Annotated in this window: 23 protein-coding genes and 1 pseudogene; 6 read left to right on the top strand and 18 right to left on the bottom strand. The window is 73.4% G+C overall.

What is annotated here, in order from left to right; genetic code table 11:
* Positions 1 to 14: 14 nt before the first annotated feature.
* Positions 15 to 1,988, bottom strand: coding sequence for a glycoside hydrolase family 5 protein (locus ACZ4TG_RS18230; protein ID WP_468163809.1), 1,974 nt, complete (start codon positions 1,986 to 1,988; stop codon positions 15 to 17).
* Between the two features lie 51 nt (positions 1,989 to 2,039).
* Positions 2,040 to 3,632: a hypothetical protein gene (locus ACZ4TG_RS18225; RefSeq protein ID WP_468163807.1), complete on the bottom strand. Its 1,593-nt coding sequence runs from the start codon at positions 3,630 to 3,632 to the stop codon at positions 2,040 to 2,042.
* A 168-nt stretch (positions 3,633 to 3,800) separates the two neighbouring features.
* Between ACZ4TG_RS18225 and ACZ4TG_RS18220 the strand changes: the two genes are divergently transcribed.
* Together ACZ4TG_RS18220 and ACZ4TG_RS18215 are read left to right on the top strand one after the other, a co-directional pair.
* Positions 3,801 to 4,115, top strand: coding sequence for a hypothetical protein (locus ACZ4TG_RS18220; RefSeq protein WP_468163805.1), 315 nt, complete (start codon positions 3,801 to 3,803; stop codon positions 4,113 to 4,115).
* 337 nt (positions 4,116 to 4,452) lie between these two features.
* Positions 4,453 to 4,914, top strand: coding sequence for a Crp/Fnr family transcriptional regulator (locus tag ACZ4TG_RS18215; RefSeq protein WP_468163803.1), 462 nt, complete (start codon positions 4,453 to 4,455; stop codon positions 4,912 to 4,914).
* A 39-nt stretch (positions 4,915 to 4,953) separates the two neighbouring features.
* Here the strand turns inward: ACZ4TG_RS18215 and ACZ4TG_RS18210 are convergent, their stop codons facing one another.
* Positions 4,954 to 7,395: an FtsX-like permease family protein gene (locus tag ACZ4TG_RS18210; protein WP_468163801.1), complete on the bottom strand. Its 2,442-nt coding sequence runs from the start codon at positions 7,393 to 7,395 to the stop codon at positions 4,954 to 4,956.
* The gene (locus ACZ4TG_RS18205; RefSeq protein ID WP_468163799.1) at positions 7,389 to 8,126 is read right to left on the bottom strand and encodes an ABC transporter ATP-binding protein; all 738 of its coding nucleotides are present in this window, start codon (positions 8,124 to 8,126) and stop codon (positions 7,389 to 7,391) included. Before ACZ4TG_RS18205 ends, ACZ4TG_RS18210 begins: the two co-directional genes overlap by 7 nt.
* A gap of 382 nt (positions 8,127 to 8,508) precedes the next feature.
* Between ACZ4TG_RS18205 and ACZ4TG_RS18200 the strand changes: the two genes are divergently transcribed.
* Complete coding sequence (locus ACZ4TG_RS18200; protein WP_468163797.1) at positions 8,509 to 8,952, top strand: subtilase-type protease inhibitor; 444 nt, start codon at positions 8,509 to 8,511, stop codon at positions 8,950 to 8,952.
* Between the two features lie 9 nt (positions 8,953 to 8,961).
* Here the strand turns inward: ACZ4TG_RS18200 and ACZ4TG_RS18195 are convergent, their stop codons facing one another.
* The 3 genes from ACZ4TG_RS18195 to ACZ4TG_RS18185 form a co-directional block, all read right to left on the bottom strand.
* Complete coding sequence (locus ACZ4TG_RS18195) at positions 8,962 to 9,804, bottom strand: GNAT family N-acetyltransferase (protein WP_468163795.1); 843 nt, start codon at positions 9,802 to 9,804, stop codon at positions 8,962 to 8,964.
* A gap of 96 nt (positions 9,805 to 9,900) precedes the next feature.
* Positions 9,901 to 10,794: an ATP-grasp domain-containing protein gene (locus ACZ4TG_RS18190; RefSeq protein ID WP_468163793.1), complete on the bottom strand. Its 894-nt coding sequence runs from the start codon at positions 10,792 to 10,794 to the stop codon at positions 9,901 to 9,903.
* A gap of 43 nt (positions 10,795 to 10,837) precedes the next feature.
* The gene (locus tag ACZ4TG_RS18185) at positions 10,838 to 11,281 is read right to left on the bottom strand and encodes a hypothetical protein (RefSeq protein ID WP_468163791.1); all 444 of its coding nucleotides are present in this window, start codon (positions 11,279 to 11,281) and stop codon (positions 10,838 to 10,840) included.
* A gap of 202 nt (positions 11,282 to 11,483) precedes the next feature.
* Here ACZ4TG_RS18185 and ACZ4TG_RS18180 point away from each other — a divergent pair, with 202 nt between their 5' ends.
* Positions 11,484 to 12,209, top strand: a complete 726-nt coding sequence (locus ACZ4TG_RS18180; RefSeq protein ID WP_468163789.1) for an SIR2 family NAD-dependent protein deacylase — start codon at positions 11,484 to 11,486, stop codon at positions 12,207 to 12,209.
* A 13-nt stretch (positions 12,210 to 12,222) separates the two neighbouring features.
* Here ACZ4TG_RS18180 and ACZ4TG_RS18175 read toward each other — a convergent pair whose 3' ends face one another.
* From ACZ4TG_RS18175 to ACZ4TG_RS18135, 9 genes and pseudogenes are all read right to left on the bottom strand, one after another.
* A complete protein-coding gene (locus ACZ4TG_RS18175) occupies positions 12,223 to 12,705 on the bottom strand; it encodes a VOC family protein (protein WP_468163787.1) in 483 nt (160 codons plus the stop codon).
* Positions 12,706 to 12,828: 123 nt separating this feature from the next.
* Entirely contained in the window at positions 12,829 to 16,401 is a 3,573-nt protein-coding gene (locus ACZ4TG_RS18170; protein WP_468163785.1) for a bifunctional glycosyltransferase/CDP-glycerol:glycerophosphate glycerophosphotransferase, read from the bottom strand.
* A gap of 180 nt (positions 16,402 to 16,581) precedes the next feature.
* Complete coding sequence (locus tag ACZ4TG_RS18165) at positions 16,582 to 16,956, bottom strand: hypothetical protein (protein ID WP_468163783.1); 375 nt, start codon at positions 16,954 to 16,956, stop codon at positions 16,582 to 16,584.
* A 74-nt stretch (positions 16,957 to 17,030) separates the two neighbouring features.
* Complete coding sequence (locus ACZ4TG_RS18160; RefSeq protein WP_468163781.1) at positions 17,031 to 17,477, bottom strand: roadblock/LC7 domain-containing protein; 447 nt, start codon at positions 17,475 to 17,477, stop codon at positions 17,031 to 17,033.
* A 68-nt stretch (positions 17,478 to 17,545) separates the two neighbouring features.
* Positions 17,546 to 18,337 (bottom strand): transcriptional regulator, encoded by a 792-nt coding sequence (locus tag ACZ4TG_RS18155; protein WP_468163779.1) that lies wholly within the window; start codon positions 18,335 to 18,337, stop codon positions 17,546 to 17,548.
* A complete protein-coding gene (locus ACZ4TG_RS18150) occupies positions 18,334 to 18,738 on the bottom strand; it encodes a hypothetical protein (RefSeq protein ID WP_468163777.1) in 405 nt (134 codons plus the stop codon). Before ACZ4TG_RS18150 ends, ACZ4TG_RS18155 begins: the two co-directional genes overlap by 4 nt.
* 187 nt (positions 18,739 to 18,925) lie before the next feature.
* A pseudogene (locus tag ACZ4TG_RS18145) lies at positions 18,926 to 19,141 on the bottom strand (helix-turn-helix domain-containing protein); the annotation flags it as partial.
* A 105-nt stretch (positions 19,142 to 19,246) separates the two neighbouring features.
* Positions 19,247 to 19,885 (bottom strand): DUF6461 domain-containing protein, encoded by a 639-nt coding sequence (locus ACZ4TG_RS18140; RefSeq protein WP_468163775.1) that lies wholly within the window; start codon positions 19,883 to 19,885, stop codon positions 19,247 to 19,249.
* A gap of 43 nt (positions 19,886 to 19,928) precedes the next feature.
* The gene (locus tag ACZ4TG_RS18135) at positions 19,929 to 20,492 is read right to left on the bottom strand and encodes a TetR/AcrR family transcriptional regulator (RefSeq protein ID WP_468163773.1); all 564 of its coding nucleotides are present in this window, start codon (positions 20,490 to 20,492) and stop codon (positions 19,929 to 19,931) included.
* 190 nt (positions 20,493 to 20,682) lie between these two features.
* Between ACZ4TG_RS18135 and ACZ4TG_RS18130 the strand changes: the two genes are divergently transcribed.
* Both ACZ4TG_RS18130 and ACZ4TG_RS18125 read left to right on the top strand, forming a co-directional pair.
* Entirely contained in the window at positions 20,683 to 21,933 is a 1,251-nt protein-coding gene (locus ACZ4TG_RS18130; protein WP_468163771.1) for a PucR family transcriptional regulator, read from the top strand.
* A gap of 110 nt (positions 21,934 to 22,043) precedes the next feature.
* The gene (locus ACZ4TG_RS18125; protein WP_468163769.1) at positions 22,044 to 22,253 is read left to right on the top strand and encodes a hypothetical protein; all 210 of its coding nucleotides are present in this window, start codon (positions 22,044 to 22,046) and stop codon (positions 22,251 to 22,253) included.
* Positions 22,254 to 22,306: 53 nt separating this feature from the next.
* Here ACZ4TG_RS18125 and ACZ4TG_RS18120 read toward each other — a convergent pair whose 3' ends face one another.
* On the bottom strand, positions 22,307 to 24,256 hold the full coding sequence (locus tag ACZ4TG_RS18120; RefSeq protein ID WP_468163767.1) for an APC family permease: 1,950 nt from the start codon (positions 24,254 to 24,256) through the stop codon (positions 22,307 to 22,309).
* 81 nt (positions 24,257 to 24,337) lie between these two features.
* On the bottom strand, positions 24,338 to 24,793 hold the full coding sequence (locus ACZ4TG_RS18115) for a (2Fe-2S)-binding protein (protein ID WP_468163765.1): 456 nt from the start codon (positions 24,791 to 24,793) through the stop codon (positions 24,338 to 24,340).
* Positions 24,794 to 24,825 lie beyond the last annotated feature (32 nt).

The following is a 24,825-nucleotide window of genomic DNA, read 5'->3' as shown; positions in this document are numbered from 1 at the left end:
TGGTTGCGCCGGGCCTAAGGGGATCCGGGCAGGGGGCGGCAGAGGAGGGCCGCCGGTCCCTGGCGGGCGGCCGCGCGGGTGGTGAAGGCGATGCCGGCCGCGTACTCGGTGGGCAGGCACTGGCCCTTGTAGTGGCCGGAGGCGTAGTCGCCCCCGGGGGCGGCCGGCGGACGGTTGTCGCCACGGTCGAACCAGAGCGTGCGCCCGGCTCCCGCCGGGAGGGCCGTGCCGGCCGGGGCGCACAGGGCCGCCGAGACACGGGCCCCGCGCAGGCTGTAGCCGATCAGGAAACGGCCCTCGGGGCACTGGAGCTTCGTGTAGCCGGAGGCCCAGTCCCCGCCCGCCGGGACGTACCGCTCGTCCTGGACCACGGTGTGCCCGCCCGTCGGAGCGCGCAGGCCCGACGTCGCGCACAGGCCGCGCCCGCCCGTGTGGCTGAGGCCGGCCAGCCGTGCGCCGTCGGGGCAGACCGCCTTGCGGGCGCCGCTGTCCCAGTCGCCGCCGGCCCGGGTGATCAGGGAGGCGTTGTGGTCCCGGTGATCGGTGGTGAGCTGGTACCAGGCGGGGGTGGCGGGGACCGGCCCCGTGCGCCCCGGGGTGCCGGCGAGCCCGGCCCAGGGTCCCGTGCGCCAGTCGGCCGGGTCGAGCACGCCGCTGCGGCGGCCGGTGTTGTCGTAGCGGAGCACCGCCCAGCTGTCGCCGCCCGGGGCGCCCTGCGCGGTGGTGCTCCAGCCGACCAGCGGCCAGTACGCGAAGTCGGCGTCGGCTCCGGTCAGGTAGGCGGTGAGATGGGTGAACCAGGCGCGCGGAGCCGGACCCGTCTCGTCGGCACCGATGCCGAACTCACTGATCCAGACGGGCGCGGTGAAGTGCGTACCGGTTTCGGCGGACACGAAGAAGGCCTGGTCGTACAGGGTCTGTTCGAGCTCGGTGCGGGTCATGTCCTGGTAGCGGGCGTCGTGGGTCTCCCCGATCCCGGTGGCTCCGCTGTGGTGGGGGCCGGTGTACCCGTAGAAGTGGGCCGAGTAGACCAGCTTGCCGGACACGGCGAGGGTGTGGGAGAGCGTACGGACCGGTGTGAGGGTCGGGCGGCCGTGCGGGAGCCCGTCGACCGGGATGCCGGTCCAGTTGATGCCCTCGATCACGATGAGGAGGTTCGGGTTGGCCTCGGTCAGGATGCGGTCGGCGGCCTCCTGGGCGGCCGCGTGCCAGTCGTGGCCGTCGCCCAGTCCCCAGTTGGGGTCGTCGAAGGTGTCCCGGCGGACCTCGTTGTAGAGGTCGGCGCCCACCACCCGCGGGTTGTCCCGGTAGCGGCGGGCGAGGAACACCCAGTCGTCGGCCCACTGTGCGGTGGAGCGGCCGCTGTTCCAGCGTTCGTTGCCGTCGAGGCCGCAGCACCAACGGGTGGTCACGGTGTGGTTGTTGAGGATGACGGCGAAGCCGGCTTCGGTGAGGGCGCCGACCACGGCGTCGTACACCTGGAGCGGGGTCCGGCCGCGCAGGGCCGGGTTCGCGGTGACGGCCGCGTCGGGGACGGGGGTGGTGGCGCGGAGCATCTCGTTGGAGAAGGGCAGCCGGATGCTGTTGAGGCCGAGCGCGCGGAAGTCGGCCAGCAGGGTGGGCAGCGGGACCCGGTCCAGGCCGAGCGGGATGCCGTGGGAGTCCTGGCCGCTGTGGTGGGTGGCGGGGTCGGTGCGGTCGCCCGAGCCGCTCCAGGAGCCCTGGGCGCCGTCCCAGTTCCCCGAGCGCAGGCGGAAGCGGTTGCCCTGGGCGTCGACGATGTAGCGGCCCCGCGTGGAGAGCGGCGGGGACCACGTCTGCGCCTCGGCCGGCCCCGCGGCGGCCGCCGGTGCGGCAGGCGTGGCGAGCACGGCCGGTGGGGCCGGTGTGGCGAGCGCGGCCGGTGCGGCGAGCGCGGGTGCGGCGGTGCTCGCGAGCAGGAGCACGCTCACGGCCGCGTAACGGGCCGTCCGTAGAAGGCTGTTCATATCGCTCCCGCCACATCGGGCCGCCCCGGGCCGGACGGTGCCGCGGTCAAGTTACCGGCGGGTTGCCGACAGGGGAAGCCGTTCGGCGCGGGCGAGTTCGGCGTCGTAGGCGGCGGCTTCGAAGCGGCACTCGGGCGGCGCCGGTAGCAGCGGCGGGGCGCCCGGTGCGCGGGAGCGGCGCCAGTCGCGCCACACGACGGTGCGGCCCTCGCGGACGATGGTGACGTACAGGGCGCCGCAACAGCCCTCGCCGCAGCGGGACTCGGCCAGTTCGGCCTCGTGCGGCTCGGCGGCGGCGCGCAGCGTCCCGGACCCCAGCAGCCGCTCGGGGCCGGATGCCGAACCGGCCGCGAAGACGGCCGGGACCAGCGGAACCCCGTCCACGAACAGCCGGGCCTCGACCCCGCCCCCCGCGACCGGGTCGAGGCCGGTGACCTGGATGTCCAGGCGGCTCAAGGCCCCGGGGTCCGGCGGCACGCCGAGCCGCGCGGGCGGTGGTGCGGTGAGCGGGGCGGGCAACGGTCCACGCGGCGCGGACAGCGGCGCGGGCAGCGGCGCCGGCAGCGGCTGCCGGGCCCAGGCGGCGCGCTCCTGCTGCCCGGTGTCCGGACGGTCCCCGGGGCCGGCTTCCGGCGGGGTGCCGGCCAGTGCGGACCTGAGCGCGGCGAGCAGTCGTTCCCGTACGCCGGGCGCCCAGTCGAGCAGGGCGCCCTGGCCGCCGTGCAGGTCCAGGAACAGGGTGCGCAGGCAGGCGTACGTGTCCAGGTCGCTCGGCAGCGCCCCGAGGCGGGCGGCGACGGCCGCGTACAGCTCCCGGGCGGGCGCGTAGTTGTGGATCTCGGACTCCCCGTCGGCCTTGCGGGACATCAGCGCGAGCAGGCGGACCGCCTGGGCCGGCGCCCCGGCGGCGCAGGAGAGCAGCGCCTGCCGGCCCAACGCCTCGGCGAGGACGCGGGCTTCGAAGGGCGAGGTGCGTCCGGTGTCGACCGGGGTGGTGAGCAGCCACTCGTGTACGGCCGGTTCGGCGGCCCGCGCGCACAGGGCGGTGAGCACCCCGCTGCGGTGGCCCGGTATCCGCCGGAGGAGCCACAGCAGGGAGCCGGGTTCGGCCAGGAGCCTGAGCGCGTCGTCCGTGAAGCACGGCAGCAGCCCCACGACCCGGACCGCCTCGCTCTCCGCGCCGGGCGCGGGTCCGCCCAGCCGGGCCAGGAGTGCCAGCCCGGTCGACACCAGCCGGCGGTCCGTGCCGTGCCGTACGAGGTGCAGGGCCAGCCGGCGGTGGTCGTCCCCGCCCGGCGCAGCGGCCTCCAGGGCGGAGGCGATCCGGCAGTCCCGCCGCGCGAGCCGCTTCAGCGGGACCTCCAGCCGGCGGGTGGCCGCCTCGACGTCCGTGAGCGGGTCGGACGCGGTCCCGGCCGGCAATCCCGCGAACGCCTCCCGGAGGGCCGCGCCGAGGGCTTCGGCCGCCTCCCGCCGGGACTGCCGGGTCGAGCGGATCCTCGGCGGCTGGTCCGCCTCGTCCGGCATCGGGTGCTCCGCGAAGACGTCACCGCACGGGTTCGCCCCCGGCGGCGCGGGCGGCTCGCCGGGCAGCAGTCGCAGGGCGTGCTCGTACAGCGCGGGACCGCGCGCGGCGCCCGTCAATGCCCGGTCTTGGGTGCGTTTCGTTCGCTCATGTCCGGATCCTGTCAACCGGGTCCCTCGTATGCCACCCGTTTACGCGAGCCCGCCCGCCCCGAAAGCACCCCGCGGCGGGCCGCGCCCCTCTACCGTGCCCTGGGGGGTTGGGCACGGCACCGGAGGGTGGGGCGGATGGACGAGGAAGAAGACATGCGGCTGGCGAGGTTGACCCCGGAGGTCTCCCGCCGGACCCTGGCGATGCTCCGAGGCCTGGCCGGGCTGGAGCCCCCGGAGCAGGTCCCCGAGGACGCCATGCTCGTCGCCGACGCGATCCTCGCCGAGCACGGCACGGACGGGCTGCGGGTCCTGGTGATGACCCTCGCCGCTTGGGCGACGGCGCAGATCGAGAACGTCGCGGAGCTCAGCGGGCGCAGTCACGAGGCGGTGCTGGACGCGATGGAGCTGGCCTGCCTGGAGGCGAATGCCGAGGAGCAGGGCAAGGAGTAGGGCCAGGAGCCGGGAGCAGGCCAGGAGTAGGCCCAGGAGCCAGGAGCAGGGCCAGGAGTATGACCCGAAGCCGACCGGAAGGGTTTCTTCCGCCGCGAATCGGCCGACGCTGCCAACAGCGGGCCGGTCCCCATAGCGCACGAGGAAAAGGACTCCGGAAGGACGCAGGGTCACCACCGGTCAGCAGAAAGCGACAGAAGGGGTCCCGGCCCGGCCCGCACAAGGGCCCCCGGGACACCGGATCCGCCCCGGGCAGCAGCCGCGCGTGGACCGGACCGCGGTCGGCGACACTGGGGGTTAGCAGGAGCGTAGTGGGGGGTCGTGATCGGAGGCCGTCGTGAGCACACCTTCCCCCATCCGGATCGCTGCCGTCCTTTCCACCGAGCACCGTGGACGGCTCATGTCCCACGCCCTCGAGGTCAATTTCCCCGAGGGAGCACGGATCTTCGACGAGGGCAACCGGGCGGATTCCTTCTGGATCGTGCGCTCCGGCACCGTGACGCTGGAGATCCCCGTGCCCGGACGCCGGCCCACGCCGGTCCAGAGCCTCGGCCCCGGTGAGCTGGTGGGCTGGTCCTGGCTGTTCCCGCCGTACACCTGGCAGCTCAGCGCCGAGGCGATGACCCCGGTACGCGCGTACGAGTTCGACGGGACCACCATCCGGATGCTCATGGACGTCGACCCGGCGTTCGGGTCCGCGGTCGGACACTGGGTCGGCCGCGTCCTCGCGGTCCGGCTCCAGCAGACCCGCACCCGGCTCCTCGACCTGTACGCCCCGCGGACAGGGGCCACCCGCTGAGGGCGGCCCCCCGCTGACACCCGGGCCCCGGAACGACCGTCAGTCCCGGACGCCCGCCGATTCGGCCGCACGCCTGCGCAGGGACACCGCCGCGGTGGCCGTGGCCGAGACCACCGCGGCGACCGCGCAGGCACCGGCCGCGCCGCCGACCATGCCCCAGGGGACCACGAGGGGAGCCCGGACATCCAGGAGCGCGAGGGCGCCCCACACCCCGCCCAGGTTCAGGGCGGCGACCAGGCCTCCGACGAGCGCCCCGACCAGTACGGCCAACAGCGCCTCGCCGGCCACCAGCGCCAGCACCTGCCACCGGGTGGCGCCGGTCAGACGCAGCACCGCGAGTTCGCGGGCCCGTTCGGAGGTGGCCATGACCAGGGTGTTGACCAGCCCGATCCCGGCGTAGAGCAGCGCGATGCCGAGGACGAGCAGCAGGCCGAGCCGGGTGGTGCGCTTGGTCTCGGGATGACTGGCCGCCACCCACTGCTCCTTGGTGAAGACCCGGCCGCCGGCCTCCCCGGCGGCGCGGGCCAGGTCCGCGCCGACAGTGACGGGGTCGGCGCCGGGGGCGGTCCGTACGTCGACCCGGTCCACGCGCGCTCCGGCCGCGTTGGCGGGGGTGACGTAGGCACCGTTGTTGCCGGTTCCGATGCTCAGTACCGCCGCGATGCGCAGGGTCTTGCGGGTGCCGTCGCCGAGCCAGACGTCGACGGTGGAGCCGACGGTGTGCCGCTCCCATTCCTCGTTGACGATGATGGAGTTGTCGTCGAGGTCGGTGACGCGGCCCGCGGTGACGGGCAGCGCGGTCGTCCTGGCGAGCAGGCCGGGATCGGCGGCGCGGGCGTCGGAGCGGATGAGGGCCGTGCCCTCCTCCAGGACGTGGACGGTGGTGGCCGCGGTGGCCGAGACCTCCGCTCCGGGTACGGCCCGCAGCCGGTCGACGGCGGCCCGGTCGAAGCTCCCGGAGACGACGAAGGCGGCGGTGGTCCGCTGCCGGATCTCGACGGCCTTGGCCTCGTTCAGGGTGGCGGTGGTGCCGAGCAGGGATCCGGCGAGGGCGACGGTGACCAGGACGGGGGCCGCGAGCGAGGCGGTGCGCCGCACGCCCGCGGCCGCGTTCTCCCGGACCAGCATCCCTACGGCGCCCGGCAGTCGGGCCGGCAGCCGGCCGGTCAGCCGGACCAGCGGCCTCACCAGCACGGGGGCCAGCAGGGCGCAGGCCACGATGAGCGGCATCGGGCGGCTCGTGTACGTCTTGCGGTGCAGCAGGTCGGACGGGTCGCCGGCCAGGGCGTACCCCAGGGTGCCGAGGGCGAGGAGCAGCAGTGCGGCGCCGCAGATCCAGCGCCCCCGGGTCATGGTCCGGGTCTCGACGGCGGCTTCGCGCAGCGCCTCGGCGGGGCCGACCCGGCCGGCCCGCCAGGAGGCGGCGGCGACCCCGCCGAGGGCGACGAGCAGGCCGGTCCAGAAGGCCAGGTGGTAGGGCCAGGTGGCGTCCCCGACGGTGAACCAGCGGGGTGCCAGCTCCCCTTCCACCATGGCCCGGACGAGCACGGGCGCCCCGTACGCCCCAAGGACGCAGCCGGTGGCGGAGGCCGCCGCTCCCAGCAGTACCGCCTCGTGGAGGACCATCCGGCGGATCTGTGCCGGGGTGGCGCCGGTGGAGCGCAGCAGGGCGAACTCCCGGCGCCGCTGGGCCACGGCGAAGGCGAAGGTGGAGGCGACCACGAACACCGAGACGAAGCCGGTGATCGCGCCCGAGGTGCCGAGCGCGGCGTTGACGGCGAGCAGGGCTTCGCCGTCGCGCTCCGGGTCGGGGTCCGCGAAGCGCCGGTCGCGGTCGGTCAGGACCCGCACGCCGGGATGCGGGGCGACGAGGTTGCGTACGGCGGCCGGGTCCGCGGCGACCACGGCCTGGGGGACGGCCGGCGACAGCCGGGCGGCGCGGGCGTCGGTGTAGAAGAGCGCGTCCTCGAACCCCCGCCCGGGGACGGTGCCGACGACGGTGACGGTTCCGGTGTCGGTGGCGAGCCGCGCGCCGGGGCGGGCCCAGCCGGTGGTGACGACCTCGGTGTCGGACCGCGGGGCGCGTCCGGCGTCGAGGGTGTACGGGGCGAAGGCGGCGACGGACCAGGGGTGGCCCACGGGGTGCCGGGGTCCGCCCGCCACGCGCACCGGGAAGGAGCGGTCCTCGGTGACGGGCCCGAGGGCGGCGAGTTGCCGCAGCAGTGCGGGGTCGACGGGTCTGGGGTGGGCCAGCGCGGCGGTGCGTTCACCGATCGGGGTCGGCACCCGCAGTGTGTCGGCGCCCTTGACGACGACCGGGGCCTGGGCGAAGCGCTCGGGCTGGCGTCGTGGCGCGTCGAGGGTGGCGGCGAGGCCGAGGCCCATCGCGGCGATCAGGCCGACGCCGAGGGCGAGGGCGACGAAACTGCCGACCAGGGTGACCCAGCGGGTGCGCAGGGTGCTCAGGGCGAGGCTCAGCACGGCAGGGCCTCCAGCTTCGTCATGTGCGCGGCGATGCGGTCGGCTCCGGCGTCGGTGAGTTCGGAGCCGACCCGGCCGTCGACGAGGAAGACGACGCGGTCCGCGTGGGAGGCGGCGACCGGGTCGTGGGTGACCATGATCACGGTCTGCTGCTCGGTGTCGGCCATCTCCCGGAGCATGGTGAGGACTTCGCGGCCGGTCCTGGAGTCCAGCGCTCCGGTGGGCTCGTCGGCGAAGAGCACTTCGGGGCGGGTGATGAGGGCGCGGGCCAGCGCCACGCGCTGCTGCTGGCCGCCGGACAGTTCGGCGGGCCGGTGCCGGGCCCGGTCCCCGAGGCCGACGCGAGCCAGGACCCGGTGTACGTCCGCCTTCGCGGGCCGGCGGCCCGCCAGCCGCAGCGGCAGGGCGATGTTCTGCTCGGCGGTCAGCGCGGGCAGCAGGTTGAAGGCCTGGAAGACGAAGCCGATCCGGTCGCGGCGCAGCAGGGTCAGCCTGGTCTCGCTGAGCCCGGTGAGCTCGGTGCCGCCGACGGTGACGGAGCCGGAGGTGGGCCGGTCGAGTCCGGCGGCGCACTGGAGGAGGGTGGACTTCCCCGAGCCGGAAGGGCCCATGACGGCGGTGAAGCTGCCCCGGGGAAAGCCCAGGGTGACCTGGTCGAGGGCGGTGACGGCCTGGTCGCCGGAGCCGTACACCCGGCTGACCGCCCGCAGTTGGATCGCATCGTTTTCCATGCCCCGAGCCAACCGCCTGAGCGCGCCCGGCACAGCGGGGCAGGGGCGAGTCCCGGCGGTATGCCCAGCCCTACCCGAGCCCTCCCACCAGCCCCGCCCGGGCTCTCCCGCAACCGCGCCCGGGCCCTCACGCAACCCTGCCCGGGCTCTCCCGCAGCCCTCCCGCAGCCCTCGCCGGGCATGTTTCAGGGGTGTTTCAGGAATGTCTTCAGCCGATTCCACCGTGCGCTCCCGCACAGGTCAACAGCTCGTCAACACTGCGGAGTGCAGTCATTCCCTCACGACGAGTGACGTGAAATGGCGGTACGAACGGGCGTTCCTGTTCCAGATGGGCAAGACTCCCGTCCGTTATCCGAAGCAACCACCCCGAGGAGTGTTCGAAATGCGGTCCATCACCAGGAGTCTGGGACTGGCCACCGGCGCCATGGCGCTCACCGCCCTCACCGCACTGGCGGGCTCCGGAGCCGCGGACGCCGCGCCGGCCGGTACGGAGAGCCTGTACGCGCCCTCCGCACTCGTGGTCAGCGTCATGGCCGGCGACGACCCCGACCACGCCACGGTACTGCGCGCGGTGACGCTGGTGTGCGCTCCGCGGCCGACCGGCACACACCCGGACCCGGCCGCCGCGTGCGCCGAATTACGGGCGAACGGGCGTGCGCTGGACGCACTCGCGCAGCCGCGCTCCGACGCCGCGTGTACCCGGGAGTGGAATCCGATGACGGTCACGGCCGACGGCGTCTGGGAGGGGCGCCGGCTGAGCTACACCTACACCTACGGCAACCCGTGCGGTCTGCGGAACAGCAACGGCGTGCTGTTCGGCATCTGACCCTTCCCGTCAGCCGAGTTCGAGGCTGGTGACCCCGTACAGTCCGGCCAGGTCGAGCTCCGGCGCCGGGCCGGTGTACATCCGGGCCGCCTCGAAGGTCGGGGCCATTCCCAGCCCGGCCAGCAGTCCGGTGGCGGCCGGGTTCGCGTCGGGCACGTCCACGGCCACCTCCCCGCCGGGGGCGTGCTCCGCGAGCCGCCGCAGCAGGGCCGCGGCCACCTCGGGCGTGGCCGCGTACAAGGGGCCGACGCGGGAGGCGGCGCTGCACGGGCGGATCACGCCGAGGCCCTCGATGCGGCCGTCCCGGACGGCGGCGAGGGCGGTCCGCCCGGGCAGCCCGGTCCAGGCGGAGAGGAACGCGTCCCGCGACTCGGGGAAGAACCTCCGGTCGTACGCGGCGAGTTGGGCGAAGGGCAGCGAGGCGGCGGCCACGATGCGCACCCCGCCGTCGTCGCCCGGCCGCGGCACCCCTTCGTGGCGGACGTTGTTCCAGGCCGGACGGAACCCGGACTTGCGGTAGTTGCCCTGCTGCTCGACCACCCCGTCCAGCCCCACGAGGCGGCCGTCGAGCCGCTCCATCCCCGCGTGCCACAGCCGGAGGCCGTAGCCCTTTCCGCGGAAGGCGGGGCGTGCGATGTAGAAGCCGATGAAACCGAAGCCCGTTCCGTAGCGCACGGCGGAGATGCAGGCCACCGGCTCACCGTCGAGCCGGCCGACGAGGAAGCCGCCGGGATCGGCGACCGCGAAGGCGAAGCGGTCGGTGTCACCCGGGTTCCAACCTTCCTCGTCGGCCCAGGCACGGATCATTTCCATGTCGGCGGCGCTCGCGCCGCCGATGTCGAATCCCGTCATGTCCGGTGTTGTACCAGATGCCTACGGGGTGCGCAGCGTGGCCTCTTCGGCCGCCGGCGGCCCCCGGAGGAGGTCAGCAGGCGGATGGAAGGGACGTCAGGAGGCGGACGGAGGGGACGTCAGGAGGCCGGTGAAGGAGGGGAGATCGGCCTCCCGGTGGAGGTCGCTGACCTGCCCGTCGCCGACCTCCACCACCCGCCACCTCCCGTCCTCGCGCAGCGCGAGGTCGGTGGTGACGAAGCGGCAGCCCAGCGCCTCCACCGCCGCCCGGACCGGTTCGAGGTCGGGCGGCGGGACCTCGCCGGACGGGCTGTCCGGGTGGGCGGTGACCAGCCGGGGCGTCCCGTCGCGCCACCACACGCGGGCTTCGGCGGCGGCGCTCACGGGGCGGACGTAGTGCTCGAAGTCCCGCAGCACCACCCCGCCCGCCAGGTCGTCTCCCTGGAGTTCGACGAAACGGGCCACGACCCGGTGCAGGGCGGCGAGGTCGGTGTGGTCGGGGATGTGGCAGGCCTCGGCCCACTCGTGCTTGCGGGACTTGACGTAGTCCTTGACGATCGCGGCCCCGCCGGGAAGCCGGGCGGCGAGCGCTGCGAGCCGGGCCGGCTCCGGGACCTCGCGCGGGGCCGTCGGCAGCCAGGCACTGTGCGGGGTGAGGTCCGCGAACGTCCCGTACCAGCCGGGCAGTTCGTGGGCACGCCGGTACGCCTCGGGGGTGACGAGGAGTTCGGCGCCGCGTTCCCGCAGGGCCGCGTCCAGTTCGGCGTACCGTCCGGCGGGGATCATCCAGCCGCGGTACCAGACGGCTCCCGTTCCGGCGGGTATCCGGGAGACGGCCCGGCCGGGGTCCCCGGCGAGGAGCGCGTCGTGGTCGAGGAGCAGGGCGGTCCCGCCCACCGCACGCAGTTGCCGGGCCTCCGCCGCGAAGTGGGGGTCGGCCCGGCGCTCGTTCAGCGGATCGGAGCAGTACAGGACGGTGGTCTTCGGCATCCCCCCACCCTACGGATCACTCCGCGGCGGCCGGGCAGGGGTGTCAGCCCGCGCAGATGACGTCGTCGAGGTGGATCGGCTGGGAGTCGAGGCGTACGTACGCGGTGAAGGTATCGGTGCGACCGGCGTCCCAGTACGTGGTGACGGTGGCCCAGCCGACCGCCGCGGACTGGGCGACCGTGACCGGCCCGATGGCGATGGCCACCGGTTCGTTCTGGGCGCAGAGCAGTACGTCGCTCTGGGGGTTGTCCCGCTGCTTGTCCTTGAGCACCTGCGAGACGCGGTGCTCGCGGCCGTGCGGGGTGGGGCCGTGCTGGCCGTAGAAGGCGGTGAGGAAGCGGGTGATCTCGACGGCGCCGTGCCGGTGCGGTCCGGTCGCCGCCGACTCGGGGGGAGCGGGAGGAGCGGGGACGGCGAGGGCGGCCGGGGCCGGCAGGGCGGTCAGGGCGAGCAGGAGAGCACCGGTCAGGCGGGAGGTGAGCGTCATGTCCGGTTTGTAGCCGCATGCTCGCGCCGACCGACAGGGGCACGGCCTGATCTCACCCCTGTGGAGGCGGGATTCACCGCAGAACCGCCCCTTCGGCCGCAGGCCGGAGCCCCGTCCCGGAACCGCCCCGGGACGGCCCCGAGACGGGGCGAGCCGCTAAATGCGGTCGCGGGAGCGTGCGGGCCGTACATAGGGTCGGGGTATGGGGAAGCCGCTCGTAGCAGTGTTCAGTGGGGCAGGAATGTCCACGGATTCCGGGATTCCGGACTATCGGGGGCCGCGGGGTCTGTGGCGCCGGGAGCCCGGCGCCGAGAAGCTCGTGACGTACGAGTACTACATGGCGGACCCGGAGGTCCGGCGCCGCTCCTGGCTGATGCGGGCCGAGCTCGGGGCCCTCGGGGCGAAGCCGAACGCGGCGCATCTGGCGGTGGCCGGGCTGGAGCGCGGGGGGACTCCGGTGCGGGTCATCACGCAGAACGTGGACGGGTTGCACCAGCTCGCCGGCATGCCCGCCCGCAAGGTGTTCGAACTGCACGGGACGGCCCGCGAGGTGGTGTGCACGGCCTGCCACGCGCGTTCCCCGATGGAGGAGGCGCTGGCCCGGCTGGCCGCCGGCGACCCGGATCCCGCCTGTCCGCGCTGCGGCGGGATCCTGAAGCCGGCCACCGTGATGTTCGGCCAGCGGCTCGACCCCGAGGTGCTGGCGCAGGCCGTGGCCGTGTCGAAGGGCTGCCAGGTGTTCATCGCCGTCGGGTCCACCCTCCAGGTCCAGCCCGCCGCCTCGCTGGCCGGCATGGCCGCGGAGGCGGGGGCCCGCCTGATCATCGTGAACGCGGAGGAGACCCCGTACGACCCGCTCGCCGACGAGGTGATCCGCGAGCCGATCGGGACCGCCCTTCCGGCGCTCCTGGCCCGGATCGCCGGCTGATCCGCGCCGCGGTCTAGGCCGCGTCGGCCGCCCGGCGCATCTCCGCCACGTCGAGCCGCTTCATCTTCATCATGGCCGCGGTGGCCCGGCCCGCCCGCTGCGGGTCCGGGTCGGTGACCAGCTCGATGGCGCCGGCCGGGATGACCTGCCAGGACAGCCCGAACTTGTCCTTGACCCAGCCGCACTGCGACTCCTGGCCGCCGTCCCCGGTCAGCACGTCGTAGTAGTGGTCCGCCTCGGCCTGGTCCGCGCAGTTGATCTGGAAGGAGACGGCCTCGGTGAAGGGGAACTGGGGGCCGCCGTTGAGTCCGACGAACTTCTGGCCGTTGATCTCGAACTCGACCACCATCACCTCGCCGGCCTGGCCGGGGCTCGCTTCGTTGTAGTAGCCGACCCGGCCGCGCTTGCCGTCCTTGAAGACGGACAGGTAGAAGTCGGCCGCTTCCTCGGCCTTGCCGTCGAACCACAGACACGTGGTGAAGGGGTTGCTCGTCATGACTGCCTCCAGGGTGTGCGCGACGGGGGATACCGTCCCGCACATACAGACCGGTCCCGCGCCCGAAATTCATCGGTGGGCGCGGGACCGGTCCGTATCCAGCCCGGAATGCACTCCTGCGGGCTACATGTCGAGCATGCGGTCGACGACCCGGGCGGCAGCCCCGCCGTCGTCCAGATCGCAGAACTCGGCCCGGAAGGCCGCCCTCGCCGCCGCGTACTCGGCGCCGACCGCGTCCGCGTTCCGTACGGCCTCGATCAGGCTCGCGGAATCGGCCAGCAGCGGTCCCGGGGCCTTCTCCTCGAAGTCGAAGGTGAAGCCGCGCATGGTGTCGCGGTAGTGCCCCAGGTCGTACGTGAACAGCAGGATCGGCCGGTCGGTGAGCGCGAAGTCGAAGATCGCGGAGGAGTAGTCCGAGATCAGCACGTCCGCGACGAGCAGCAGGTCCGTGGTGTCGGGCCAGCGGGACACGTCGACGACGAAACCGTCGCGGGCGCCCTCGCGGACCTGCTCGGTCACCTTGTGGTGGCCGCGGACCAGCAGCACGTGGTCCTCGCCGAGCTCGCGCCGGGCCGCCTCCAGGTCGATCCGCAGGTCGAGCTTGTAGCCGCCGGCCACCGTCCAGCCCTGCCGGTTCTCCCGCCAGGTCGGCAGGTAGAGGACGACCTTCTTGCCCTCGGGCAGGCCGAGCCTGCGCCGGATCTCCGCGATGCGCTGCGCGTCGGGCCGTACGAGGGCGTCCGTACGCGGGCTGCCTGCCTCGACGATCTCGCCCGAGTAGCCGAGGGCGCGCCGCAGGACAGGCGTGGCGTACGAGCTCGGGGAGGCCAGCAGGCTCCACTGGGCGCTGTCGTGCTCCAGCCCGGCCAGCACCTCGGGGCTCGTGTAGTAGTCGTGGATGAAGTCGTGGCCGATCTGCTTGAGCGGCGTACCGTGCCAGGTCTGTACGACCGTCTGCCCGGGGCGGCGCAGGAAGGTCTGCGGCACGCTGTCGTTGACCACGTAGTAGCGGGCCCGGGCCAGGACGTCCCAGGCTTCCAGACTTCCGTACTGGACGGCGCGCGCGGTCGGCGGGACCTCGGCGCGGCCGTCGCGGACCAGCCAGATGTGCTCCAGCTTCACCCCGCGGCGTACGAGCTCCTCGTGGATGGCGCGCGGCGAGTCGCCGGCGCCGTGCCCCTGGAAGGTGTCGTACACGACCATGTCCTTGACCGGCAGGGCGCGCTGGGCCGGGTAGGTCACGTCGCGGGCGACGCGCTGGGCGTAGGTGGAGCGGTCGTGCGGGCTGAGCAGCGGGTCGCAGACCAGCGCCATCCGGTCGTGCAGCCGGGCCTCGACGCGCATCCGGCGGCCGTCGGTGGTGATCGCGTGCGGGCCGGAGAAGAGGGCCGGCGAGACGAGCTGGACCGGGGCGCCGCGGTCGACGCCGAGCAGGCCGGCGGTGGTGCCGCCCTGGGCCGACGGGCGCACGGTGGCCCACCAGCGGCCCTGCGGGAGGGTGGTGCGGCCCGCGTACGCCTCGGGCAGCACCGGCTCGAAGGAGGCCTCGAACCGGTCGCCGTCGCGGGTGACGGGGTAACTGAACTCCATGCCGTACATGTTGTGCAGGACCAGCTCGTACGGCTCGTCCGCGGGCGCGAGGAAGCTGCCCCGCAGGGTCAGGGCGCCCTCCTTGACGGCGACGGAGTCCACGAGGGGCGGCGAGGCCTGGACGGAGAGGACGAGGTGGCCGCCCGTCCCGCGCTTGGCGAAGACCGTACGGCCCGCGCGGTCGCCGGGCAGGGGCACGACCAGGCCGGTGAAGCCACCGCGCTCGTCGTGTGCCAGGGGGTGGCGGGTGCCGTCGGCGCGGACCACGGACAGGTTCCAGGCCTCGGGGCTCCACTCGCCGGCCTGCTCGTCGGCGTCCGGCACGGCGGCCAGTGCGGCCAGCGGCACGCGGGCGGTGAAGGGGATCCGGCCGCTCGCGGCGGACCCGGCGGACCCGCCGGTCTCCAGCGCAACGGTGACGACCTGGCCGGTGGTGGCGTGCTCCGCGCGCAGGCTCGCGTCCGCGCCGAGCCCGGCCGCCAGTTCGCCGGAGATCTCGACGGCGTCGTCGCCGGCGGGGCGCACGTCCAGGGCCCGGGCCCGTACGACCTCGACCTTGACGGTCAGGGCGCCGGAGACGGTCGGCAGGATGCGGACGTCGGGAGTCGCCCAGTAGGGGGGAGGGGTCAGGCCGCTGTCGTGCTCGCCGCCCTTGAGGCGGGCGCGGTGCAGGCCCCCGGGGCCGGTGACGGCGATCGAGGTGGACCACGTGCCGTCGCGCCACTTGCCCCCCGACTGGAAGATCGAGGGGTCGACCACGGCGCTGAACCCTGCCCAGTCGGCGTGCCGCAGCGCGAGGTGCGGCGCCTGCACGGTGGCCATCGGGGAGGCGACGGTCCGCGCGCTGACGACGGTGCGGCGGCGCTTGCCGCTCTCCCGGAAGATCAGCATCTTGCGGGAGCCGAGCCGGCTCTCGGCGCCCATGTGCCCGGGCAGGGCGTAGCCGCGCAGCAGCAGCTTGCCGTCGCTCCAGGCGGCCTGCTCCAGCCGGCTGACCACGCGGCGCTCGCGGGGGCCGAGGGTGAGGATCTTGGCGGGGACGGGCGTCTTGAGGAAGGGGTAGTCGGCCTGCGGGCGGGCCAGTCCCTTGACGGGCACGCTGTAGGTGAAGTCCCGCTGGTGCCGGAGCAGGGCGATGAACTCCTCGACCCGGCCCTCGCGGGCCAGGTACGCCTTGAGCCGGTCCGCGACGGTGAGGTCGGACCAGGGCTCGGTGCCGATCTCCCGGATGAGGCCGCCGACGTCCTTGACGAACGCGGCGCGGAAGTCGGGGCCGGCCTCGGCCACGTACTTGTAGATGAGCGGGAGTTCCTCGCTCAGTACGTTGCGGTCGTAGTCGCGCAGGTAGCGGGCGTAGCGCTCGCCCGGCTTGCTCTTCAGCGCCTCGCGGACCATGCGCACGGAGGTGACGCGGTCGATGAGGGAGACGGGGTCGGTGGAGCGCTGGGTGATGGAGCGCTCGCCCGTCTCGCGGACCCGCCAGTGATAGACCACGTCACCGATCACGTCGACGCTGGAGGCGAAGTAGTGCGCGGGGATGCTGACGGGGGCGTCCTCGTAGAGGATGCCCTCCGGGTACTGGAAGCCGTGCTCGTCCCAGAAGGTGCGCCGGTAGACCTTGTTCCACGCGGTGCGGTCGGTGACCAGCGCCGGGAACTTGGAGATGTGGGTCTTGAGCTGGGTCCTGGCGAAGGCGTTGCGGTGGCCCCAGGACTGCTGCATGCCGACGGAGCGGAAGCGCTTGACGTTGCCGCCCGCGAAGTCCGAGCCGGTCTCGTCGAGGGCGTCGATCAGCTTCTGGTAGGCGTGCGGCGGCATGGTGTCGTCGCTGTCGACGAAGGCCAGGTACTCGCTGTCCTTCGATATGTGCCGGGCGCCCACGTTGCGGGCGGCCCCCAGTCCGGCGTTCTCCTGCAGGACCACCCGGAAGCGTTTGTCCCGCGCGGCGAACGCTTTGGCTATGACGGCGCTGCTGTCGGTGGAGCCGTCGTCGACGAGGACGACTTCGAAGTCGTCGAACGTCTGAGCGGCGATGGACTCCAGGCACTCGTCGAGGTAGAGCTCGACGTTGTAGACAGGTACGACGATGCTCAGGCGCGGGGGCATGGGTGGCGGGTTCTCCAGCGTTTTTACTTTGTTGATGATCAGCTGATTACAGCATCCTACTCTGTAACAGGATGATAAAGTCCGCCCATCCTCGGACATATCATCGTCGGCCTCCGGGGCGGACGGCAAAAGAATTGCGCCGCCCGCCACCGCGCCCGTCGCGGCCTTTCCGGACCGCCGTCAGATCTCGAGTTCGGCTTCGATCTTCTTCAGCTGGTGCCGGGCCATCGCGAGGTTGGCGCGCCCGCGGTCCAGTGCGAGATAGAGGAAGAACCCGCTGGACCCGCGGGCCTTCATCAGCCGGATCAGGTGGTACTGGCCGCCGAGGGTGATCAGGATGTCCTCGATCTCGTCGTTGAGCCCGAGCATCTCCATGGTGCGCACCTTGGCCCGCACGACGTCCGTGTTGCCCGCCGCGGCGACCGCGAGGTCGAGGTCCTTGCCGCCGCCGACGGTGCCGAGCGCCATCCCGCTGCCGTAGTCGACCAGGGCCGCGCCGAGCGCGCCGTCGATGGTGGTGGTCGCTTCCTTGAGGGCGGTTTCCACGTTGGCCATGAGAGGTTCCTCTTTCTTGTGTGGCGGTTCCGGATGCTGCTTGCCGTGTCCGGAGGTCGGTGGTGGTACGTGGCTCAGGTCTGCGGGGCCTGGGTGGGCATCGGCGGCGCCACCGGGCCCCGGCGTCCGAGGCTGTGTTCTATGAGCTCGGTGATGCGCAGGCTGGAGCGGCGGGCCTCCAGGTGGAGCCGGCCGACGTTGACGCGCGTCTCCGCGATCAGGGTGAGCACGGCCGCCTCGCCCGCCGCGTAGGTGGCGACGTAGCCGTGCTCGCCGCGCACCAGCAGTTCGCGGAATCCGCCCTGGCCGGTGCTGTCGCTGAGCCGCTGGGCGACTCCGAGGGCGGCCGCGGTCAGGGCGGCGACGGACTCGGCCTCGGTGGCGGCGCTGTCGTGGGCGAGCACCAGGCCGTCGGCGCTCGCGGCGAGGGCGCCGGTGAGCTGGGGGACGCGGGCCCGCAGGCGCCGGAGCTCGGCGAGTATCTCGGCCTCGGCCTCGGCGTTCACCATCGCCGTACTCATGTCGGCCTTCCTCTCGGGCTGCCTCCGCTCGGAGCGGTCGGTGCGCAGAACCGGTCGCAGCGGGAGCCTCACAGGCTTGCCTCCAGTGCGTCGCGTAACCGGCGGAGCAGCGCCACGTCCGGGGATTGGGCCTGGGTCATCCAGTCGGGCAGGGGTGTCCCGTCGAGCGGGAGGGGGGCCGGCGCGTGCGGGGTCTCGACCAGACCGGCCGCCGCGAGCCTGCGTACGTCGAGCAGCGTGTGGAAGGCCGGCCGGCCCAGCACCCACGCGAGGTCCGCGGGGGTCCGTACGCCGTCCGCCTGCTGGAGCAGGATCCGCTGCCGGGCGGTGACCGTCTGCCCGGGCGCGGCCGCGCGGGGCACCACGGGAGCGGTGTCGAGCAGCGGGTAGGGCCAGACGGCGTCCAGCAGTTCCCGGCGGCGCCGGGTCTCCCGTTCGACGGCGGCCGCGGCGACCGAGCGTACGGAGCCGATCCAGTGGGTGGCCCCGCGGCGGAAGCGGGAGGGCCCGCTGCCCGGGGAGAGCGCGAAGAAGGCGGCGTCGAAGATCGCGGCGAGATGGCAGATCTCCAGCTCGCCGCCCGCCAGGCCGCCGCTGTCCACGAGGAAGCGGGCGACCTGGCGGCGGGCTCCGGCCTGGTTCAGGGCCTCGTTCCAGCGCTCGGGGGCGAGTCCGCCTCCGGTGGTGAGAAGTACGTCGAGGCCGGGGGTGGAGGGGCTCTCGGCGTGCACGATGCGGCCGTCCTCCAGGAAGAGGGTGCCGCGGTCGCGGAGCAGGGCGCCGGTGGCCCGCTCGGCGGCGAGCCGGGTCAGCAGGGGGGAGACTTCCACGGGGTTGGCGGGAAGGGTCGGGGCGATCATCTGAGCACCAGCCCTTCGGCGAGCGCCCGGAGTCTGAGCCGGGCCAGGGCGAGGTTGCCGTCGGCGCGGTCGAGCCACAGGTGCAGGAAGACGCTGCTGTCGAAGCTCGTCTCGACGAAGCGCAGGACGTGGTAGCCGGTACGGGTGGTGACGATCATGTCCTCGACGGGCGGGCCGGCGGGGTCCGCCTGTCCGGCTCCGGGGGCCTCGGGGGCGAAGGACTCGTACTCGGCGGCGGCCCGGGCCAGTTCGGCGGTTTCGGCGGCGGTGGTCTCGTGGTCCCCCACCGGCGAGTCCCCGGCGGTGCCGAGGGCCAGTCCGCTGCTCCAGTCGACCAGCGCGGCCCCCCGTGCACCGGGCAGGGCCATGGCTTCGAGCAGACATTCGTCGATCCCGGGCACGCGGGCTCCCCTCCCGGCCAGACGTGCTGGGTGCACGGTCGTACGGCGCGACAGGAGGGAACTTACTCAACTTCCACACTGCGAAAGGGCGTTCTGGCATTTTCCGCTGGAACATGCGCGGTAGCACGTGACAGCGTGGCCGGAACGTGTCGGATTTTGATCAAGAGGCGAGCGGAAGATCGTCCGCGAGCCGGAAGGCTCCGCCCTCCCGCCGCACATATCCCTCATGACTGAGTGTGCGAAGCAGGTGGTAAACGGTCGGCAAGGGGATTCCCGTGAGCCGGGAAAGCCGTTTCGCCGTGGCGCCGCCCTCGGCGTGCATCGCCTCCACGAGGCGCAGTGCCCGCTGGACGGAACCGATCAGGGTGGGTGTGCTGCCCTTGGCACTGTGCTCGGTGCTCATGATGAGTCCCCTGCTCTGTACGAGGCGTGGCAAACCCATCCAAGTGGGTCACCGGCCTCAAAACCAGCTGACTCGCATGAACCCGGGCATAAGATCACCTCATGCCTACTGGGCGCAGGTGACGTAGGCCGGGAGCGGGGCATCCTCGACCAGGTGCCGGGGCAGGGACAGGCCGAAGCGGTGTTCCACGACGGCGAGGGTGAGGCGGTCGCGTTCCCCGTACGGCTCGTCGTCCGGACGGAGGTACTCGCCGTCGGGGGACAGGATCTTGGCCGCCACCAGTTCCGGGAGCAGGAAGTCCGGCCGGTGGCCGCCGCGCCAGCATTCCTCGCCGAGCCCGAAGCAGCACACCAGCTCGCCGTCCCGGGCGTACGCGAACTGCCTGGGCGGGTGGTCCGGCTGCGGGTCGAGGTGGACGGCCTCGACCCCGCCCGAGGAGACCTGGGCCAGCCGCTCCGCCCCGGCCGGCATCCCGTGTTCCACGGCGAAGGACCAGCCGCCCCAGGCTCCGACCCGGGCCACCCCGTCCCCCTCCACCGTCTCGGTGGACATGCTCCAGGCGTCCATGGCGCCCAGTGGGCCGGGGTGGACGCCGGGTATCGCGCCGAGCCTCGCGGCGAGTTCCTCGGGGCCGATGCCCCGGGCGAAGGTCAGGCTGACGAACCAGCGGTCCCAGTGGGCCAGCCACTGGATGCCGGCGCCGGCCCCGGAGTGCGCGGCGGCCTCGGAGTGCGCAGTGCCCACGGTGTCCCCCCGAACGGTCGGTGCTCCCCCGCCCGCACGATAGTCAGTCCGCGGGGGGTTGCGGGAGCAGACGCTCCACCATCACCTCGATGAGGCCGTCGAGCGGATACGGGTCGAGCATCGTGGGCACGGTCAGGTCGTCCACCAGCAGGCCAAGCATCGCGAGGTAGATCAGCACCACGCCCTGGCGGTCCCCGGGCAGCCCGGCGTCCAGGTGCCAGGCGACGCTCGACTCCAGCTCGGCGCCCTGGAATCCGGCGAGCTCCGTCTGGAGTTCGGGCCGCCGGGTGCCCTCCAGCCGCAGCTCCAGCGCCGCGATGTGCACGCTCCGCTCGCGCCGCATCCGGCCGAGGAGCTGGCGGAGCAGCACCGCGGCGTCGAGCGGGCCGACGAGGTCGGCCGGGTCGGGGGTGAGCCGCTCGCGGGTGCGGTGGAGGATCTGCACCAGCAGCTGGCCCCTGTTGGCGAAGTAGTTGGAGGCGGTTCCGGTCGGGACGCCCGCCTCCGCGTCCACGGCGCGCAGGGTCAGCCCGCGCGAGCCCTCGCGTGCCAGGACTTCGATGGCGGCGTCGAGCAGCGCGGTGCGGCGCTCCGGGTTCTGGCGCACGGGCGGCTCCGTCGGGTGTGTGCGTAAGGGGCGGGCGGGGAGGGGTGTTCGGGGACGGGTGGGGCGTGGTGGCGGCCGGTTCGAAAGGCCGTTCGTGAGCACTCCAGATGCAGTGCTTCGGACACGCTAGCGGACGCGGCGGGTTCCGGGGCCTCCCCACCGCCCCCTCGCCCGTGTCACGCTGCCCGGCATGGAGCGGATCATCGAGGAGATACGCGAGGACCTGGCCCGCCGGATCGCCGTGGCGGCGGACCGGCTCACCGACCGGACGCTGACCGAGGATCCCGCGTACGCCGCCCTGCTCGGACGGGCCGAGCTGCGCGAGGGCATCCACCGCCAGCTCCGCCAGGCCGTCGAGGGCGTGGTCCGCACCTCCCGGGGGCTGCCCGTGGAGCTCGCCGACGCCCGGGCCACCGGCGCCCTGCGGGCCGCACAGGGCCTGCCGCTGGCCTCGTTGCTCCGCACCCACCGGCACGGCGGCCGGCTGCTGTGGCAGACCCTCACCGAAGCGGTGGCGGCGCACGACCGGGCGGCGCTCCCCCGGTTGCTGCCGGGCGCGGCGGCGCTGTGGGACATACTGGACCAGATGGCGGACGCCGCCTCCGAGGCGTACCGCCGGGCCGAAGCCGAGGCCGAGGCCGAGCGGGGCGGCGGCGAGCGGGAGCGGGAGCGCAGGGCGTCCCTGCTCGACGCCCTGCTGGACGGCACCGCGCCGGCGGCGGAGGCCGCCGCCCGACTGGGACTGCCGGAGCGGGGCCGGTTCGCCGTGGTCGTGCTGGGGCCGGCCGGCTCCGCGGCGGCCATCGCCCGGCCGGCCGGCCCGCGCGTGCTGTGGCGGATCCGGGCCGACGGGGAGACCGGCCTGGTGGAGCTGGGGCACCACCCGCTGGAGTCCGTACGGGAACTGCTCGCGCCGCTCGGTGTCCGGGCCGGTGTCAGCCCCGTCGTGGAGGCGGCGGCCGATCTCGCCCGGGCCCGCCGGCTGGCGGCCCTCGCACTGCGCTCCTCCCCGGCGTCCGGCGGTCCGCGCACCGCGCTGCTGGACGAGCGGCTCCCGGCGGCCCTGGTGGCGGGGCAGTCCGAACTGGCGGGACGGCTGCGCCAGGTGGTGCTGGGTCCGGTGCTGGCGCTGCCCCCGGATGACCGCCGGGTGCTGCTGACCACCCTCGGCACCTGGCTGACCTGCCAGGGCTCGACGACGTACGCCGCCCAGCGGCTGTACTGCCACCGCAACACGGTCTCCAACCGGCTGCGCCGCCTGGAGCAGCTCACCGGCCGCTCGCTCTCCGATCCGGCGCACGTGGTGGAACTGGCGCTGGCGCACGCCGCGGTCATCCAGCGGGACGCGGCGGAACAGGGCACATCGGGCCAAACGCTCGGCAGCGCCCCGTCGCACCCCAGGGCCCTTCCGGCTGATCAACAGGGCCTTTCCGGCAGATGACCGGGGGTGCGATTTCAGCCATTCCCGCCCCACGACACCCCCGGCCGGGCCGTCCCATGCGCGAGGCTCGGCCGCGTACCGAGCCGACCCACGCACCACCGGGAGAGACCATGGCGCACACCCCCGCCTCCGCCTCCGAAGCCACGACCCCCGAAGCCACCACCGCCGACCGGCTGGCCGCCGACCTGGAGGCCTCCCTGGTCCGTGAGGACCAGCTGCGGGCGGCCCACGAGTTCTACGCCGCGGAGCTGGAACACGACCGGGGCGCGGGCCTGCGCAGCGAGCTGGAACTGCTGCGGGCCGCCTCCCCGGACGCCTGAGCCGGGCGTGCCCGCAGAGCCCGTCCTGACCCGAGCCACTTTGCGGGCACGCCCTACCGCTTCACCTCGGCCGGGGCGGCCGTCTCCTCCGGTTTCGCCGATTCCAGCAGGTACGGCACGTCGATCACCGCGACGCCCGGCGTGAACAGCAGCCGGGCCTTCAGCCGCAGCGCGTTCTGGTTGTGCAGGGGCTGCTCCCACCAGTGCCCGACCACGTACTCCGGGATCACCACGGACAGCATGTCCGTCCCCTCGGCGGCGGCCAGTTCCTGCACGTACGCCAGCACCGGGCCGATCACCTCCCGGTACGGCGAGTGCAGCACCTTCAGCGCGATCCCCGGGTCGTGCTCCGCCCACTCCCGCCGCAGCCGGTGCGCGTCCTCCTCGTCGGCGGCGACAGTGACGGCCGTGAGGCTGTCGGGCCGCAGGGCCTGCGCGTAGCCGAGGGCCTTGAGCGTGGGGGCGTGCACGGAGGAGACCAGGACCACCACGTGGTGACGGGCGGGCTTGCGCGGTTTGACCCCGGGCGCGACGGCGACCTGCCCGGCGACGGTGTCGTAGTGCCGCCGGACGCCCTTCATGCCGAGGAACAGCAGCGGCATGGCGATGACGACCAGCCAGGCGCCGTGCGTGAACTTGGTGATCAGGACGATGACCAGGACCAGGGCGGTCAGCGTGGCGCCGATCGCGTTGATGGCCAGCCGCCGGTGGATGTGGACCCGCTCCTCCTTGGGCGTGGCGGGCGAGGCGAGCTCGCGCCGCCAGTGCCTGACCATGCCCGCCTGGGACAGGGTGAAGGAGACGAAGACGCCGATGATGTAGAGCTGGATGAGGCGGGTCAGCTCGGCGTCGAAGGCGACGATCAGGGCGATGGCGGCCAGCGCGAGCAGCACGATGCCGTTCGAGTACACGAGCCGGTCGCCGCGGTTGAAGAGCTGGCGCGGCGCGAAGCGGTCCTTGGCGAGGATCGAGGCGAGCATCGGGAATCCGTTGAAGGCGGTGTTCGCGGCGAGGATCAGCACGCCGGCGGTGACGGCCTGGAGCAGGTAGAAGAGGAAGTGCCAGCTCCCGAAGGTGGCCCGGCCGATCTGGGCGAGGGCGGTGGAGGTCGGCGTTCCGGGGGCGAGGCCCAGTTCCGTCGGGTCGGCCGCGACGTGGACCTCGTACACCATGGCCAGGATGGTGATCCCGAGGAACATGGTCACCGACAGGGCGCCCATGGCGGCCAGCGTGTTCGCCGCGTTGCGGCTCTTGGGCTTCTGGAAGGCGGGGACGCCGTTGCTGATGGCCTCGACGCCGGTCAGCGCCGTACAGCCGGAGGCGAAGGCGCGCATCGCGAGCAGGACCAGGGCCAGGCCCGTGTACGTACCCTCCGCGGTGATCGGCAGTGAGGCGGACTCGGCCAGGATGGTGTCGCCGGTCGCGATCCGCACGGCGGCCACGGCGAACATGAGGTAGATGACCAGCACGAAGCCGTAGGTCGGGACGGCGAAGACCCGTCCCGACTCGCGTACGCCGCGCAGGTTCATCAGGGTCAGGAGCACCACGAAGCCCACCGACAGGACGACTTCGTGGTCGCTGAGCGAGGGGATGGCGGAGGTGATGGCGGCGACGCCGGAGACCACGGACACCGCCACCGTCAGCACGTAGTCGACGAGCAGCGCGCTGGCGGCGGTGAGTGCCGCCGTCTGGCCGAGGTTCTCGGAGCTGACGACGTACGCGCCACCGCCGCCGGGGTAGGCGTAGCAGGTCTGCCGGTAGGAGGCGACGACCACGACCAGCAGGAAGACGATGGCGGCGGCCGCGTACCAGGTGAGGTGGAGCAGCGCGACGCCGCCGAGGGCGAGGATCAGCAGGATCTCCTCGGTGGCGTACGCCACCGAGGAGAGCGGGTCGCTGCAGAAGATGGGCAGCGCGAGCCGTTTGGGAAGCAGGGTCTCGCCCAGGCGCGCGGTGTCGAGCGGTTCACCGACCAGCACGCGTTTCGCATTGATACGCCTCATTCAGGCATGATCGGCCACTTTTTGCCCGCTTCACCCCTTATATGGGCTGTGTCGTTGTACGGGCTGCGCCGCCGCGCGCGCTCACATCTTGGCGGCGGCGCTGCGGATGGCTTCCCGGATGCGGAAGTAGGTTCCGCAGCGGCAGATGTTGGCGATGGCGTCGATGTCCTCGTCCGTGGGTTCGGCCGTCCGCTTGAGCAGAGCGACGGCGGCCATGATCTGGCCGGGCTGGCAGAAGCCGCACTGGGCGACATCCTGTTCGAGCCAGGCCTCCTGCACGGGGTGCAGCTCGTCCCCGTTCGCCAGGCCCTCGATGGTGGTCACGGCCTTGCCCGCGCAGGCGGACACGGGCACCACGCACGGACGGACGTCCGCGCCGTCGAGGTGGCTGGTGCAGGCCTTGCAGACGTCCACGCCGCAGCCGTACTTGGGCCCGCGGACGCCCAGCATGTCGCGGAGCACCCACAGCAGGGGCAGGTCGTCGGGGGCGTCGACGGTGACGCTCTGCCCGTTGACGGTGAAGGTGTGCGAGGGCACGGCGGCGCTCCTGAGCTGGCTGGTGACGGGGG

The sequence above is a fragment of the Streptomyces sp. NPDC028314 genome, assembly GCF_055565795.1.
Note: the sequence above shows the minus strand (reverse complement) of the source record. Positions and strands in the feature narration are given on the sequence as shown.